The organism is Nocardioides massiliensis (assembly GCF_030811215.1).
Classification (GTDB): domain Bacteria; phylum Actinomycetota; class Actinomycetes; order Propionibacteriales; family Nocardioidaceae; genus Nocardioides_A; species Nocardioides_A massiliensis.
In genome coordinates this window covers 223,028-237,309 of sequence record NZ_JAUSQM010000001.1, presented here as the reverse complement: position 1 = coordinate 237,309, position 14,282 = coordinate 223,028, and the positions used below count along the sequence as shown (strand labels likewise).

Annotated in this window: 12 protein-coding genes; 9 read left to right on the top strand and 3 right to left on the bottom strand. The window is 71.6% G+C overall.

From position 1 onward, the window contains the following. Positions 1-9 precede the first annotated feature (9 nt). On the bottom strand, positions 10-2,487 hold the full coding sequence (locus tag J2S59_RS01295) for an alpha/beta fold hydrolase (protein ID WP_181641937.1): 2,478 nt from the start codon (positions 2,485-2,487) through the stop codon (positions 10-12). A 450-nt stretch (positions 2,488-2,937) separates the two neighbouring features. Between J2S59_RS01295 and J2S59_RS01290 the strand changes: the two genes are divergently transcribed. The 6 genes from J2S59_RS01290 to J2S59_RS01265 are packed head-to-tail and all read left to right on the top strand — an operon-like array spanning position 2,938 to position 9,761. Further along, the gene (locus J2S59_RS01290; protein WP_068120660.1) at positions 2,938-4,017 is read left to right on the top strand and encodes an ABC transporter substrate-binding protein; all 1,080 of its coding nucleotides are present in this window, start codon (positions 2,938-2,940) and stop codon (positions 4,015-4,017) included. Positions 4,018-4,024: 7 nt separating this feature from the next. Further along, entirely contained in the window at positions 4,025-4,753 is a 729-nt protein-coding gene (locus tag J2S59_RS01285; protein ID WP_068120658.1) for an ABC transporter ATP-binding protein, read from the top strand. Then, positions 4,750-7,488: a branched-chain amino acid ABC transporter permease/ATP-binding protein gene (locus J2S59_RS01280; RefSeq protein WP_306824732.1), complete on the top strand. Its 2,739-nt coding sequence runs from the start codon at positions 4,750-4,752 to the stop codon at positions 7,486-7,488. The genes J2S59_RS01285 and J2S59_RS01280 overlap by 4 nt, the downstream gene beginning before the upstream one ends. After that, positions 7,485-8,564, top strand: a complete 1,080-nt coding sequence (locus J2S59_RS01275) for an NAD(P)H-dependent amine dehydrogenase family protein (RefSeq protein ID WP_068121121.1) — start codon at positions 7,485-7,487, stop codon at positions 8,562-8,564. Before J2S59_RS01280 ends, J2S59_RS01275 begins: the two co-directional genes overlap by 4 nt. Positions 8,565-8,575: 11 nt before the next feature. After that, positions 8,576-9,226 carry a TetR family transcriptional regulator gene (locus J2S59_RS01270; RefSeq protein WP_181642002.1) on the top strand — a complete coding sequence of 217 codons (651 nt, stop codon included), beginning with the start codon at positions 8,576-8,578 and terminating at the stop codon, positions 9,224-9,226. Beyond that, complete coding sequence (locus J2S59_RS01265) at positions 9,162-9,761, top strand: nuclear transport factor 2 family protein (RefSeq protein WP_306825449.1); 600 nt, start codon at positions 9,162-9,164, stop codon at positions 9,759-9,761. Before J2S59_RS01270 ends, J2S59_RS01265 begins: the two co-directional genes overlap by 65 nt. On the opposite strand, the gene J2S59_RS01260 is transcribed toward J2S59_RS01265, so the two are convergent. Both J2S59_RS01260 and J2S59_RS01255 read right to left on the bottom strand, forming a co-directional pair. After that, entirely contained in the window at positions 9,762-10,424 is a 663-nt protein-coding gene (locus tag J2S59_RS01260; protein ID WP_306824731.1) for a TetR/AcrR family transcriptional regulator, read from the bottom strand. 9 nt (positions 10,425-10,433) lie between these two features. Further along, complete coding sequence (locus J2S59_RS01255) at positions 10,434-11,204, bottom strand: IclR family transcriptional regulator (protein ID WP_181641409.1); 771 nt, start codon at positions 11,202-11,204, stop codon at positions 10,434-10,436. A 72-nt stretch (positions 11,205-11,276) separates the two neighbouring features. Here J2S59_RS01255 and J2S59_RS01250 point away from each other — a divergent pair, with 72 nt between their 5' ends. The 3 genes from J2S59_RS01250 to dmpG are packed head-to-tail and all read left to right on the top strand — an operon-like array spanning position 11,277 to position 14,102. Beyond that, complete coding sequence (locus J2S59_RS01250; RefSeq protein ID WP_068116437.1) at positions 11,277-12,086, top strand: 2-keto-4-pentenoate hydratase; 810 nt, start codon at positions 11,277-11,279, stop codon at positions 12,084-12,086. Between the two features lie 4 nt (positions 12,087-12,090). Next, a complete protein-coding gene (locus J2S59_RS01245; protein WP_068116438.1) occupies positions 12,091-13,077 on the top strand; it encodes an acetaldehyde dehydrogenase (acetylating) in 987 nt (328 codons plus the stop codon). Beyond that, positions 13,074-14,102 carry a 4-hydroxy-2-oxovalerate aldolase gene (dmpG, locus tag J2S59_RS01240; RefSeq protein ID WP_068116440.1) on the top strand — a complete coding sequence of 343 codons (1,029 nt, stop codon included), beginning with the start codon at positions 13,074-13,076 and terminating at the stop codon, positions 14,100-14,102. The genes J2S59_RS01245 and dmpG overlap by 4 nt, the downstream gene beginning before the upstream one ends. Positions 14,103-14,282 lie beyond the last annotated feature (180 nt).

The window sequence follows — 14,282 nt, the reverse complement described above, 5'->3', positions numbered from 1 at the left end:
GAGCGGGGCTCAGCTGCCGCGGCGCGGCCGGGGGAGCACCCGCGGCGCGAGCGAGGCCAGCTGCCCCGCGCGGTGTGCGAACGCCTGCCCGACCCGGAGGCCCGGCATGGCCTGCACTCGCAGCTGATGCACGGCCTCCTCCGACCAGGTCCGCGGCGGGTCCGGGGGAGCGGGGGTGCCCGGCTCCTGGTCGCGGTGCTCGTCGAGCCACGTGGCGATGTGGTCCATCCCCTCGGGTCCGTCGAGGAAGAACACGTGCCCGGCGTCGGGGAGCGTGACCAGCTCGGCGTCCGGGATGAGCGCAGCCAGGCGTTCGGCGTGGCCGACGCGCAGGAGCCGGTCCTCCTGGCCGTGCACGACCAGCGTCGGGGCCTGCACCTGCGGCAGGCGGGCCGCCGCGTCGTGGGTGCCGGCCGCCCACGCCTGGGTGGTGCCGACGACCGGCGCGAAGTGCCACAGGTTGAACCGCTGGGCGGTGCGCAGCAGCTCCATCACGGTCGTCGTGGGGGTGGAGGCGTGCTCGGTCTTCATGCCGCCCGGGGTGCTGGAGGCCAGGACCAGCGCCCGGACGCGATCGGGCGCCAGCAGAGCCAGCTCCTGGGCGATCATGCCGCCGAGCGAGAACCCGAGCACGTGCACCGGTCCCAGCGCCGCGCTCTCGATGACGTCGAGGGCGTCCTCGGCCATCGAGCGGGTGCTGATCGAGGTTGGGGGCAGCTCGGTGCGCCCGCACCCGCGCAGGTCGTAGGTGATGCAGGTGAACCGGTCGGTGAACTCCTCGACGAGCGGCGCCAGGATCTCGCTGGGCGCGTTGTAGCCGGTGATCCACAGCAGCGGCGGGCCGGAGCCGGCGACCGTGTAGGACAGTCCCTCACGGCTGATGTGGGTGACCGGGTCGCCGTCCTGGCGCTTGCGGCGCACCTTGGAGCGGGACTTCTCGAACACGTAGCGCCCGGGCGCGCGCCCCAGGGGCGGCGTACGGCGGGGGTCGTACCAGGTCGGCGCGGGCGTCTCGTCGCCGGAGCGCTCGAGCAGCCACTCGGCCCACGCCTCCCACCACGATCCCTGGTGGGTGGTCGCACGCTCCTGCCAGTCGTCGGCCGACTCGCCTGGGGTCGCCGGAGCAATCGTGTAGGACATCCGGGGACGGCCGGGCGGGTTGACCAGGCTGGCGATGTGGCCCGCGCTGCTGAGCGCATAGACGGTGTCGCCACCCAGAAGCTGGGTCGTGCGGTACGTCGTGCGCCACGGGGTCAGGTGGTCGGCGACGGCACCCATGACGAAGGCGGGTACGTCGACCTCGCTGAGGTCGACGGGGGTGTCGAGCACCTTCATCCCGTTGGGCCGCAGGAGCGGGTTCTCGCGCACCATCTCGATGAACTGGCCGTAGAGCCTGGCTGGGAGGTTGGTGCCGTCGGCGTTCCAGCTGAGGATGTCGAACTCGGGCGGGTCCTGGCCCATGAGGTAGTTGTTGACCCAGTAGTTCCACACCAGGTCGTCGGGGCGCAGCCAGGTGAAGGCCCGTCCCGTCGACTCCGCCGTGCGGACGCCCTTGCGCTCCGCGAGCCGCCGCGAGAGCCCCGCCATCCAGTCGGGCGTGAGCGCGGTGAGCGCCATCGGCTCGCCGAAGTCGAGCATGGTCACCCCGAACGACGCGGAGTGGACCCGACGCTCGCCCGTGGCCGCCTCGTGGGCGAGGAGCAGGCTCGTCAGGATCCCGCCGGCGCAGAAGCCCATGATGTTGACGTCGGGGCTGCCGGTCTCGGCGCAGACCGCGTCGACCGCCGAGCGGATCCGCCCGACGTAGTCGTCGATGCTCCAGTCGTCGTGCTCCGGGGTCGGGTTGCGCCAGCTGAGCAGGAAGGTCTGCAGCCCGTGGCCGAGCGCGTGCTCGACGAAGCTGCGGCCCGGGCTGAGGTCGAGGAAGTAGAAGCGGCCGATCGGTGGCGGGATGATGAGCACCGGGCGTTCGCGCACCTGCTCGGTGGTCGGGGCATAGCGCAGCACCTCGCCGTGCTCGTCGCGCTGGATCACCGCGCCCGGCGTGACGGCGAGGTCGCGGCCGACCTGAAGGGAGTCGCGCCGCACCTGGGACGGCATCCCGCCGTTGCGGCGCAGGTCCTCGAGCGCGTTCAGCGACCCGCGCACCACGCTGGCGCCGCCGGTGTCGATCGCGCGCTTGAGCGCGGCCGGGTTGCCCGCGAGCGTGTTGGTCGGCGCGAGCGCGCTCGTCACGAGGCTGCCCAGCAGGCGGGCCCGCTCGGCGGCCTCGCGCTGGCCGGCGTCGTCGAGCTCCTCGGCGACGTGCTCCACCGCCGCACAGGCAGCGAGGTAGGACTGGCCGAGGCGGCGGTAGACCGGGCTCGTCGCCCAGGCGGGGTCCTGAAAGCGCCGGTCGCGGGGGTCGGGTGTGATCGCGGACCGTCCCAGCGAGACCTTCACCAGCTCCGAAGCGAGGGTCGCGGTGGCTGCCACGGCAGAGGTCACGAGCGGGGTGTGGTCGTTGGCGCCCCGCCGTGGAGAGGCACCCGACACCAGGAAGTTCGTCATCAATCAGGACAACGACCCCCTCCGAGGGAGGTGACGCCCCTGAGGGGACGAGCCGGGCATAGTCCGAACGGGCTACGTCAGATCGTCCGAACGGGTCCGCAGCCTGATGCGCATGCGACTCTCCGATGCATTGGTGAATCCTCTACGAAAATCGCCAATGTGCTGGACAGGTGATCAAAGAGTCCGCAGAGTGATCCACGTCATATTGGACAGTTGTCCAGAATCTGCGGAGGTCCCATGTCTCGCTCGCGTCGCCTTCTGTCCGTCCTGGCAGTCAGCTCACTTCTGGGCCTTGCCGCGTGCGGGGGTGAGTCCACCGCCGAACCCGATGGGCCGGACGCCGGCTCGGACGTCACTTTCACCGGTGACCCGGTCACGATCTTGTCGATGGCGCCGTACGACAACCCCATCCTCGACCGCAAGGAGATCCTCGAGGTCGTCGAGGCGGCCGTGAAGAAGGTCAACGCCGACGGCGGCATCAACGGCAGCGAGCTGAAGCTCGTGACCTGCAACGAGGGCTTCGACCCCAACATGGCCGCCGACTGCGCCCGCGAGGCCGTCAACCGCGACGTCGCCGCGGTGGTCGGGGGGTTCGCCGGCAACGGCGACGTCATCCTCCCGATCCTGGAGGAGGCCGGCATCCCCTGGCTCGGCACCCCGCTCATCAGCGCCGGTGAGCTCACCAGCGCCGTGTCCTTCCCGCTCTCGGCCGGCGCGGCCGGGCTGGCCGGCCTCGGGCTGCAGGCCGCCAAGGACGGCTGCAAGACAGTGGCCGCTCCCTCGACCGAGACCGGGACGGCGTCCACGGGTCTGGGCCTCCTGATCGGCGCCGGTGCGCAGGCGGGTGGCGTCAAGGAGGTCGAGACGATCCGGATGCCCCCGAACGTCTCCGACTACAGCGGCATCGCGCAGCAGGCGCAGGGCGTCGACTGCGTGGTCATGGCTGCCGCCGGCAACGTCATCGCGGGCTTCGCTGCGGCCAACGCCAGCCTGGGCGGCACCACCAAGATGTATGTGATGGGCGCGTCCATCTCCCAGGACATCCTCGACGCCGCCGGACCCGTGCTCGAGGGCATCCGCACGTGGAGCACCTTCCCCGTGGCCGAGGACCCGATCTGGGACGACGCCAAGGCGGCCGCCCCGTCGGTCACCGACGGCGGCGAGGCCGGCTGGGTCTCGCTGATCAACCAGAACGCCTGGGTGTCGGTGGTGTCCTTCGCCAACTTCGCCGCGTCGCTGGACGAGGTGAGCTCGCAGAGCGTGCTGGCGGGCCTGCAGGCGGAGACGGCCTTCGACACCCTCGGCTTCACCGAGCCGATCGACTTCACCAAGTCGTTCTTCATCCCCGACTTCGCCCGCGCGTTCAACATGAAGGCGCAGTGGGTGACCGTCGAGGACGGCAAGCTGGTCCCGGACAGCGACGAGATCTCCGACCTCGGCGAGGCCTTCGCCTCCATGGGGCAGTGAGGCCCGCGTGACTGCGACAACCGAGGCACCTGCGAGTCGCGAGGAGATCGTCCTCGCGGCTCGCGGGCTCGCAGCCGGGTACGGCGGCGGCGCGGTCGTCTCCGACATCGAGCTCGAGGTGCGCGCCGGCGAGGTGGTCGCCCTGCTCGGCGCCAACGGTGCCGGGAAGACCACCACGCTCCTGACCCTCGCCGGGGAGCTGAGCCCCACCGCCGGCCACGTCGAGGTCCTGGGCGACGACCGCAACCGCCGGCTGCACCAGCGCTCGCGTGCCGGCCTGGGACTGTTGACCGAGGAGCGGTGCGTCTTCATGCAGCTCACCGGCTGGCAGAACCTCAAGCTCGGCCGGGGCGCGCCCAGCGACGCGCTGGCGTACTTCCCCGAGCTGGAGCCGCACCTCGGCAAGCAAGCCGGTCTGCTCTCGGGCGGACAGCAGCAGATGCTCGCACTCGCCCGCGTGCTCGCAGCCAAGCCCCAGGTGCTGCTGGCCGACGAGCTGTCGCTGGGTCTGGCGCCCCTGATCGTGCAGCGCCTGCTCGAGGCGGTCCGCCGGGCCGCCGACACAGGGGTCGCGGTCGTCCTGGTCGAGCAGCACGTGCGCCAGGCACTGCGCGTCGCCGACACCGTTCACGTCATGCGCCGCGGCCGCCAGGTGCTCACCGCGCCCGCCGCCGAGCTGCGCGACAACCCGGAGCAAATCACCGACCTGTACGTCGGACGGGGGGAGGCGGCGTGAGCGACCTGCTGCGCTACGCGTTCGTCGGCCTGGGTCTCGGCGGCATCTACGCCATGCTCGGTGTGGGCATGGTGATGATCTACCGCGGCTCCGGGGTCGTGAACTTCGCCCACTCGGGCTTCGCCCTGATCGGCGCCTACACCGTCTACACGCTGCGCGCGGACCACGGCCTCAGCACGCCGGTGGCGCTGGTGCTGGCCGTCCTGCTCGGGTGCCTGGTCGGTCTGGCCATGCAGGTCCTGGTCCTGCGACCGTTGCGCCGCGCCAGTCCGCTCGCGCGCGTGATCGCGACCCTCGGCGTACTCACGCTGATCATGGAGGGTGTGCTGCGGACCCATGGCGCGGGTCAGCTGATGAGCGCGCCGTTCGTGCCGACCACGCCGGTCAGGCTCGTCGAGGGCATCCAGATCGGCCAGTACGCCTTCTGGCTCGCCGGCATCGCGGTGCTGCTGACCGCGGTCGCCACGGTGACGATGGCACGGACCCGCTTCGGCCACGCCATCTCTGCGTCCGCCGAGAACCCGCGCGCGGCCGCGGCCCTCGGCTGGTCGCCCGATGCCCTCGCAGCCGCCACCTGGGCACTGGGCGGCGGGCTCGCCGCGTTCGCCGGATCGCTGGTGCCGGCGATCTCGTTCGGGTTCATGTCGCCGACCCAGTTCGCCCCGCTGATCATCGGCGCCCTCGCCGCGGCCCTGCTCGCGGAGTTCAAGTCCTACCCGATGGCCTGCCTGGGTGGCATCGCCGTCGGCGCGCTGCAGACGGTGTCGATGGGCTTCATCGACTCCCCGGGCATCGCCGACTCGGTCCCGTTCATGGTGATCATCGTGCTGATGGTCGTCAACGGACGGGGACTGCCGCTGCGCGGCAGCGCCACGGACCGGCTGCCGAAGGTCGGCACCGGCCGGATCCGCGCCAAGGTCGTCGTCCCCCTCGTCGTCGCCATGATGGTCGTCTTCGTGCTGGCCTCGGCCTCGTGGCAGGTCGCGTTGGTGATGAGCACGACCGCCGCCATGGTCGGGCTGTCGGTCGTCCTGCTGACGGGGTACGCCGGGCAGCTCTCGCTGGCGCAGTTCGCGATGGCCGGCGCGGGTGCCTTCGTGGCCGGACGCCTGTCAGCGCTCGCGGGCTGGCCGTTCGAGCTGGCACTCCTCGCCGGTGTGTTCGCGGCGGGCCTGATCGGGTTCCTGCTCGGGCTGCCGGCGCTGCGCACGCGCGGCATCAACCTCGCAGTGGTGACCTACGGACTCGGCTTCGCCGTCCACTCGATCTTCTTCAACAACCCGAAGTGGGGGACGGTCGCGCCCAGCGAGGTCTCGTTGTTCGGGCTCGACGTCGACCCGATCCGGCACCCGGACCGCTACGCCCTGCTGTGCCTGGCGGCCCTGGTGCTCGTCTGCCTGATGGTCGCCAACGTCCGGCGCGGCCGGGTCGGACGCCGGATGCTCGCCGTACGCACCAACGAGCGCGCCGCCTCTGCGATCGGCGTCGACGTCTTCGAGACGAAGCTCTACGCCTTCACGCTCGCGGCCGGCATCGCCGGCCTCGGCGGTGTGCTGCTCGGCTTCAGCTACGGCACGATCAGCTTCGGGGTGCTCTACGACGTCGGCGACTCGATCCTGATCCTGGTGCTCACCGTCATCGGCGGCGTCGGGTTCGTCCTCGGACCGGTCGTGATGGCCGTGGGCGCCGAGGGCGGCATCGTCCACCTCCTGCTCCCGAGTCACACGCAGGAGGGACTGTCCGCCGACGGCGGCTTCTCGCAGTGGATCCCGGTGATCATGGCGCTGGTCCTCCTCGTCACTCTGCTGGCCAACCAGAACGGCGTGGCGGAGGAGATCGACCACAAAGTCGGCGGCAAGCTGCGTGCGCGGTTCGGCTCGGCCGGACGGCGCGGGTCGGTTGCGGCCGAGCGGGAGGCGCGGGCGGAGCGCGCCGGCCGCGCCGCGGTGACCGTGCAGCCCCGCACGCTCGAGGTGCACGGACTCACCCAGCGGTTCGGCGGGTTCACCGCGCTGGAGGGCGTCGACCTCCGGGTGGAGCCGGGTGAGGTGCTCGGGTTGCTGGGGCCCAACGGTGCCGGCAAGACGACGCTGATCGACTGCGTGAGCGGCTACAACAAGCTCACCGCCGGGCAGGTCGTGATCGACGGCCAGGACATCAGCCGGTGGTCACCGCACCGCCGGGCCCGCGCCGGGCTTGCGCGGTCGTTCCAGTCCCTGGAGCTCTTCGACGACCTCACCGTCCGGGAGAACCTGCTGGCGGCCTGTGACGCCCGTGACCGCACGGCGTACCTCACCGACCTCGTCCGGCCGGGACGCGCCGCGCTGCCCGAGGTGCTCGAGGCCGCGATCGACGAGCTCAACCTCGCCGACGTCATCGACGAGGTCGCAGAAGACCTGTCGTACGGCGCGCGCCGGCTGGTCGCCATCGCCCGAGCTGTGGCGACGCAACCGTCGGTCCTGCTGCTCGACGAGCCGGCGGCCGGCCTCGGCGAGGCCGAGCGGGCGGAGCTGGGCAGGCTCGTGCGCCGGCTCGCCGACGAGTGGGGGATGGGCGTGCTGTTGATCGAGCACGACGTCGAGCTCGTCCTCGGCTGCGCCGACCGGGTGGTCGTCCTCGACTTCGGTCAGAAGATCGCCGAGGGCGCACCACCGGAGATCCGGCAGGACGCTGCCGTGCGCCGCGCCTACCTGGGCGAGGAGACCGACGTCGCCCCGGGGGCGAGTGCACGATGACCCTGCGCGTCGCGCAGTGGGCGACCGGTGCGGTCGGACGGGAGGCGGTGCTCGGGGTGCTCGGGGCGCCGGGCCTGGAGCTCGTCGCGGTGAAGGTCCACGGCAGCGACAAGGTCGGCGTGGACGCGGGCGAGCTCGTGGGGCTGCCGCCGTTGGGAGTCCGCACGACGCAGGACCTCGCCGAGCTCCTGGCCGCCGCGCCGGACTGCGTCGTCTACACCCCGCGCGTCGCCCACGTCGCCGAGGTCGCCGACCTCCTGCGGGCGGGGGTCGACGTGGTGACCACGGCCTTCTGCTTCCACCCCGCGCGGATGTCCGCGGCCGACCGCGCGGTGCTGGAGCAGGCGGCGTACGCCGGTGGGGCGACGCTGCACGGCAGCGGCCTGAACCCGGGCAACTTCGGCATGGCGGTGCCGCTCGCCCTGTCGGGACTCGTGCGCGAGCTGCGCACGGTGTCCCTGGTGGAGCGCGCCGACTGGAGCGCCTATGAGAGCACCCGGATCACCTTCGACAACATGCGCTTCGGCGCGCCGCCGGCACAGGTCGACGAGGGGGCGAGCGAGTTCCTGGCGTTCAACGCCGACCTCTTCCGCCAGCAGGTCTGGCTGATCGGCGACGCGCTCGGCGCGGAGCTCGACGAGGTCGTCACCGAGCACAGCGTCGGGACGGCGACGGAGCCGATCCCGGTCTTCGACCGGACGATCGCGCCGGGCACGGTCAACGCCCAACGCTGGACCTGGACCGGCCGGGCACGGGGTACGGCGAAGGTGGTCGTCGACTGCCTGTGGTCCATCGGTGCCGCACCCGCCGACTGGCCGCGCGCCCAGCACGGATGGACCGTCCAGCTCGAGGGGGAACCGTCGGTGCAGGCTCACCTGACGACCCTGGCCAGCTTCGCGGAGCCGCGTTCGCTGGCCGACCACGTGCGGGCGGCGAGCGCGGCGACGGCGATGCAGGTGGTCAACGCGATCCCTGCCGTCTGCGCCGCAGCGCCGGGGTTCGCGACCGCGGAGTCGCTGCCGCTGGTGCGCAGTCTCCAGGGCTTCCGGCCCGCCGTCGCCGCGGCCGGGGCCTAGACTCGGTGGCCGTGACCGATCCAGCGCGCCGCCCCGGGAAGCGGTCGGATCTCGACGTCCCGGTGGCGCTCGTCGAGGCCGCCGAGCGGATGTTCGGTGAGGCGAGCGTCGAGTCGGTGTCGCTGCGGGCAGTGGCGCGCGCGGCCGGGGTGGCGCCGGCCGCGGTCTTCTACCACTACCCGACGAAGGACGACCTGGTCGGCGCGGTGGTCGCACGCCGCGGACGCACGGTCGGACGCCAGACCCGCCAGGACCTGGCGGCGCTGGCCGAGCGCGCGGAGGTCAGCGTCCGCGACGTGGTCGAGGCGGTGCTCATGCCGATGGTCGCCGAGATCAACGCCGACCCGGAGGGTGGGCTCAACTGGGCCAAGGTGGTGGCCTGGGCGGCGACGACCGACATCTCGCCCTTCCACTCGGCGATCGAGGTCGCGCCGAGCATCGACAGCCTCTTCGTGGCCGCTCTCGAGCGAGCACTCGGGCGCACCCGCAACCCCGAGATCCGTCGCCGCACCGGCATCGCGGTCTTCGGCATGCTCAACGCACTGGCCGGTGCCGACCGGCGCGGCTACGGCCACCCCATGACCGAGGACGGACTCGATCCGGACTTCGTCGAGGCGATCGCGTCGTTCGCGACCGCCGGCCTCGCCGCCATCGACGACTGACGCCCTCCAGGAGGACGAGATCGACGCTCTGCTGGCCCGCCTGGTCGCCAAGGACGAGATCACCGAGCAGCTGCTGGCCTACGCCCGCGCGGTGGACCGCATCGACGTACCCCTCATCCGCTCGGTCTTCCACCCCGACGCCATCGCCGACTACGGCGCGATGTACTCCGGGACGGGCTACGGGTTCGCCGACTTCATCGCCGAGGTGCACCCGCCGATGCAGACACACACCCACCACCTGTCCAACATCGCCGTCACCGTCGACGGCGATGTCGCCGGGAGCGAGTGCTACGTGATCATGCGGGCGCGCACGATCGGCGCCGACGGCACCGCACACGAGACGGTCTCCCACGGGCGCTACGTCGACCGGTGGGAGCGGCGGGACGCGATCTGGCGGATCGCGCACCGTCGCTACCTGCACTCCCTCGACGAGCTCTGGACGGCGAGCACCCGGCTCTTCGAACCGGCCGGCAGCCGCGGACCCGACGACCCGGCGTACGACGTCTTCCCCGATCCTCCGGCGAGCGCCGACTGACTACGGGGTCTCGAGGTAGAGCGCGGTCGCCTCGATCAGACCCTCGCGCGCCTCGTCGATGTCGGTCCAGGTGCTGAGGTTGCGCTCGTGGCGCAGGCCACGCACTGCCGGTGGCAACAACTCGCGCACCCGCTCGAGTCGGCGCTGGTCGACGCTCAGGCCGTGGAAGGACCGGGCATAGATCTTGCGCCAGTGTCGGTCCCAGGCGGCGAAGCGCTCCGCGGTGAGGGGGTACGCCGCGGCCAGCTCGTCGGTGTCGGGCGGCAGCGTGTTGCGGATGGCCGACACCGCCCGCGCCTCGGGCGTCTGCATCCCGTCCCACAGGCCGTCGACGATCTGCCGGATCCGGCCCGCGACCGAGTCGGCCGGCTCCCTGTCGCCTGGCAGCATCGCGCGCCGGTGCTGCAGCTCGTCGAGCACCGCCGCCCACAGCCCGTCGACGTCACCGAACTGGTGCTGGACGGTGCCCCACGTGACGCCGGCGGTCTTGGCGATCAGGTTCGCGCTGGCGCCGCCGTGCTCGGTCTCGGCGAGCATCTCGATCGCCGTGCTGATGACCCGGGCGCGGGTCTCGCGTCCGCGCTTGTTGAGCTTCGCGCCGCGGGCGTTGACCAGGGGAGGGGGCTCGGCGGCGAATGCCGTCGACAGGTCTGACTGGCTCATCCGCGCAGCCTAGGTGAGCCCCTCCTCGGCGAGCGCCGCGCGCCGGGCCAGCGTGGCGCCGATGCCCGCGGCGGCCGCATGGACGGAGGCGGCATGGTCTGTGGGGCGGAAGCGGGGTGTGGCGCCGGAGATGCTGATCGCGGCTACCGGGCGATCCTGGGGGTCCAGCACGGGCGCGGCCACGCAGACCAGGCCGGGCGCGCCCTCCTCGAACTCGTAGGCGACCCCGGTCTCCACCACCTTGTCGAGCTGTTGGCGCAAGCGTCCCGGGGCGGTGATGGTGCGCGCCGTACGCCGCTCCAGGGGACCGCGGAGCACGGCGATCCGCTCCTCCTCGCCGGCGTGGGCGAGCAGCGCCTTGCCCAGCGCGGTGGCGTTGACCGGCATCCGGCCACCGATGCGCGACGGCGTGCGGATCGCGCGGTGCCCGGCCACCTTGGCGACGTACACGACCTCCGAGCCCTCGCGCAGCGCGAGGTGGACGACCTCGTGGGTGCGCTCGTAGAGGTCCTCGAGGAACGGGGTGGCGACCTCGAGCAGCGTGCGCTCGACGGAGGCGCGCATCCCGAGCTCGAAAAGATGCGACCCGAGGTGGAAGGCGCCGTCGACCCGGTCGAGCAGTCCCGCCTCGACCAGGTCGTTGGCCACCCGGTGCACCGTCGCCTTCGGCAGGCCGGTGCGGCGCTGCAGCTCGGCGAACCCCAGGCCGTGGTCGTCGGCGCCGAAGGCGTGCAGCACGCGCATCACCTTGGCGAGGACGCTGGCGGGGTCGAGGGCCATGCCTGCGAGCATAGTTCCACTCATCGGAACTCTCGGCTTCGTCCGGCGGCCCCAGGCCCGCACGATGAAGCCATGCCAGAGAACCTGACCGAGACCCCCGAGGTCATCGAGGCCTCCGAGCGGCTGCTGACCGCAGCCGCCGAGGGCGTCCCCTGTGCCCCCGTGCGCGACCTGATCGGCAGCACCGACATCGACAAGGCGTACGCCGTCCAAGCACGCGGCACCGCGGCGAAGCTCGCCACCGGCGCCACGGTGGTCGGCCGCAAGGTCGGCCTGACGTCGGAGGCGGTGCAGAAGCAGATCGGCGTCGACCAGCCCGACCTGGGCTACCTCTTCGACGACATGGGCTACGCCGAGTCCGACGTGATCCCGATGAGTCGGCTGCTGCAGCCCAAGGCCGAGGCGGAGATCGCCTTCGTGCTGAAGGACGACCTCGTCGAGGGCCCGCTGGACGTCGCGCAGATCCGGGACGCGGTGGACTACATCTGCGCCGCGATCGAGATCGTCGACAGCCGCATCGCCGACTGGGACATCACCTTCGGCGACACCGTCGCCGACAACGGCTCCAGCGCGCTCTACGTGCTCAGCGAGGAGCGGTTCTCCCTCGACGGGGTCGAGCCGGTCGGCGTCGAGATGACCATGACCCGCAACGGCGAGCAGGTCTCGCAGGGCAACGGCGCGGCCTGCCTGGGCGACCCGCTCAACGCCGTCGTGTGGCTGGCCAACAAGGCACGCGAGTTCGGCGACCCGCTGCGCGCGGGCCAGCTCGTGCTGTCCGGCGCGCTCGGCCCCATGGTCGCTGCCGCCCCCGGTGACGTCGTCACCGCCACGGTCTCGGGCCTCGGCTCGGTCACCGCCACGTTCTCATCCACCAAGGAGTAAACCCATGGCCAAGGCAGGATCCGGCGGCACCAAGGTCGCCATCATCGGGTCGGGCAACATCGGCACCGACCTGATGATCAAGGTGATGCGCGTCAGCGAGACGCTCGAGATGGGCGCGATGGTCGGCATCGACCCCGAGTCCGACGGGCTCGCCCGCGCCGAGCGGTTCGGCGTCCCGATCACCGCCGAGGGCGTCGACGGCCTCATGGCGATGGACGACTTCGACGAGATCGCGATCGTCTTCGACGCCACCAGCGCCGGTGCCCACCGCGCCAACGCGGCCAAGCTCGCGCCGTACGGCAAGAAGCTCGTCGACCTCACCCCCGCGGCGATCGGCCCCTACGTCGTACCCCCGGTCAACATCGACGAGCACATCGGTCTCGACAACCTCAACATGGTGACCTGCGGTGGCCAGGCGACGATCCCGATCGTCGCGGCGGTCTCCAGCGTCACCGAGGTGCCGTACGCCGAGATCGTGGCGTCGATCGCGTCGAAGTCGGCTGGTCCCGGCACGCGCGCCAACATCGACGAGTTCACCGAGACCACCTCGCACGCCATCGAGGCCGTGGGCGGCGCCCAGGTGGGCAAGGCGATCATCATCCTTAACCCGGCCGAGCCGCCGCTGATCATGCGCGACACCGTCTTCTGCCTGATCAACGACCCGGCCGAGGAGCACCAGGACGCGATCCGCGCAGCCGTCAACGAGATGGTGGCCAAGGTGGCGGAGTACGTCCCTGGCTACCGCCTCAAGCAGCAGGTGCAGTTCACCGCCGTGCCCGCCGACGAGCCGGTGCACACCATGGTCGGCAAGAGCTCCGGTGACATCGCGGTGACCCACAAGGTCGCGGTCTTCCTCGAGGTCGAGGGCGCCGCGCACTACCTCCCGGCCTACGCCGGCAACCTCGACATCATGACCTCCGCTGCGCTGCGGACCGGCGAGAAGATCGCCGAGAGCCTGCGCGCCGCCACCACCGAAGGAGCGCTCGCATGACCGAGCTCTACATCCAGGACGTCACCCTGCGGGACGGCATGCACGCCATCCGGCACCGCATCGACCCCGAGGACCTGAAGAAGATCGTCAAGGCCCTCGACGAGGCCGGCGTCGACGCCATCGAGGTCACCCACGGCGACGGGCTCACTGGCGGCTCGGTCAACTACGGCCCGGGCTCCCACACCGACTGGGAGTGGATCGAGGCGGCTGCGTCCGTCATCGAGAACGCCGTCCTCACCTCGCTCCTGCTGCCCGGCGTCGGGACCGTCGAGGACCTCAAGCGCGCCTACTCGCTCGGCGTCCGCTCGGTCCGGATCGCGACCCACTGCACCGAGGCCGACGTCGCCAAGCAGCACATCGAGACCGCCCGCGAGATCGGCATGGACGTCTCGGGCTTCCTGATGATGTCGCACATGTCCGACGCCGCCTCGCTCGCGCAGCAGGCCAAGCTGATGGAGTCGTACGGCGCCCACTGCGTCTATGTCACCGACTCCGGTGGCCGGCTCACGATGCCGGGCGTCGACGAGCGGGTGCGTGCCTACCGCGACGTGCTCGACGAGAGCACCCAGATCGGCATCCACGCCCACGAGAACCTCTCGCTGTCGGTCGCCAACTCGGTCACCGCCGTCGAGGCTGGCGCCTACCGCGTCGACGCCTCGCTCGCCGGGCAGGGCGCCGGTGCGGGCAACTGCCCAATCGAGCCGTTCGTCGCGGTCGCCGACATCTACGGCTGGAAGCACCGCTGCGACGTCTTCAAGCTGCAGGACGCCGCCGACGACCTGGTCCGCCCGCTCCAGGACCGGCCCGTGCGCGTCGACCGCGAGACCCTCACTCTCGGGTACGCCGGGGTCTACTCCTCGTTCCTGCGGCACGCGGAGAACGCCTCGAAGCAGTACGGCGTCGACACCCGCGACCTGCTCATGGAGGTCGGCAAGCGTCGCCTCGTCGGTGGCCAGGAGGACATGATCATCGACATCGCGCTCGACCTGCTCGCCGCGCGCGACGGGGAGAGCGTCCCCGCCTGACCCGAGTCGAGCCCCTGCAAGAGCGGGGGGATCTGGTGCCGCGTGCTGACACCAGATCCCCCCGCTCTTCGGCGTTCCGGGGCCGACCCGTTCAGTAAAGACTTGTCCACAGCCCCCGCCGAGGGTGGCGGGATCGCCGTGAGTCGGGCGAGACTGCTGGCCTTCGCAGTCCTATCTCGG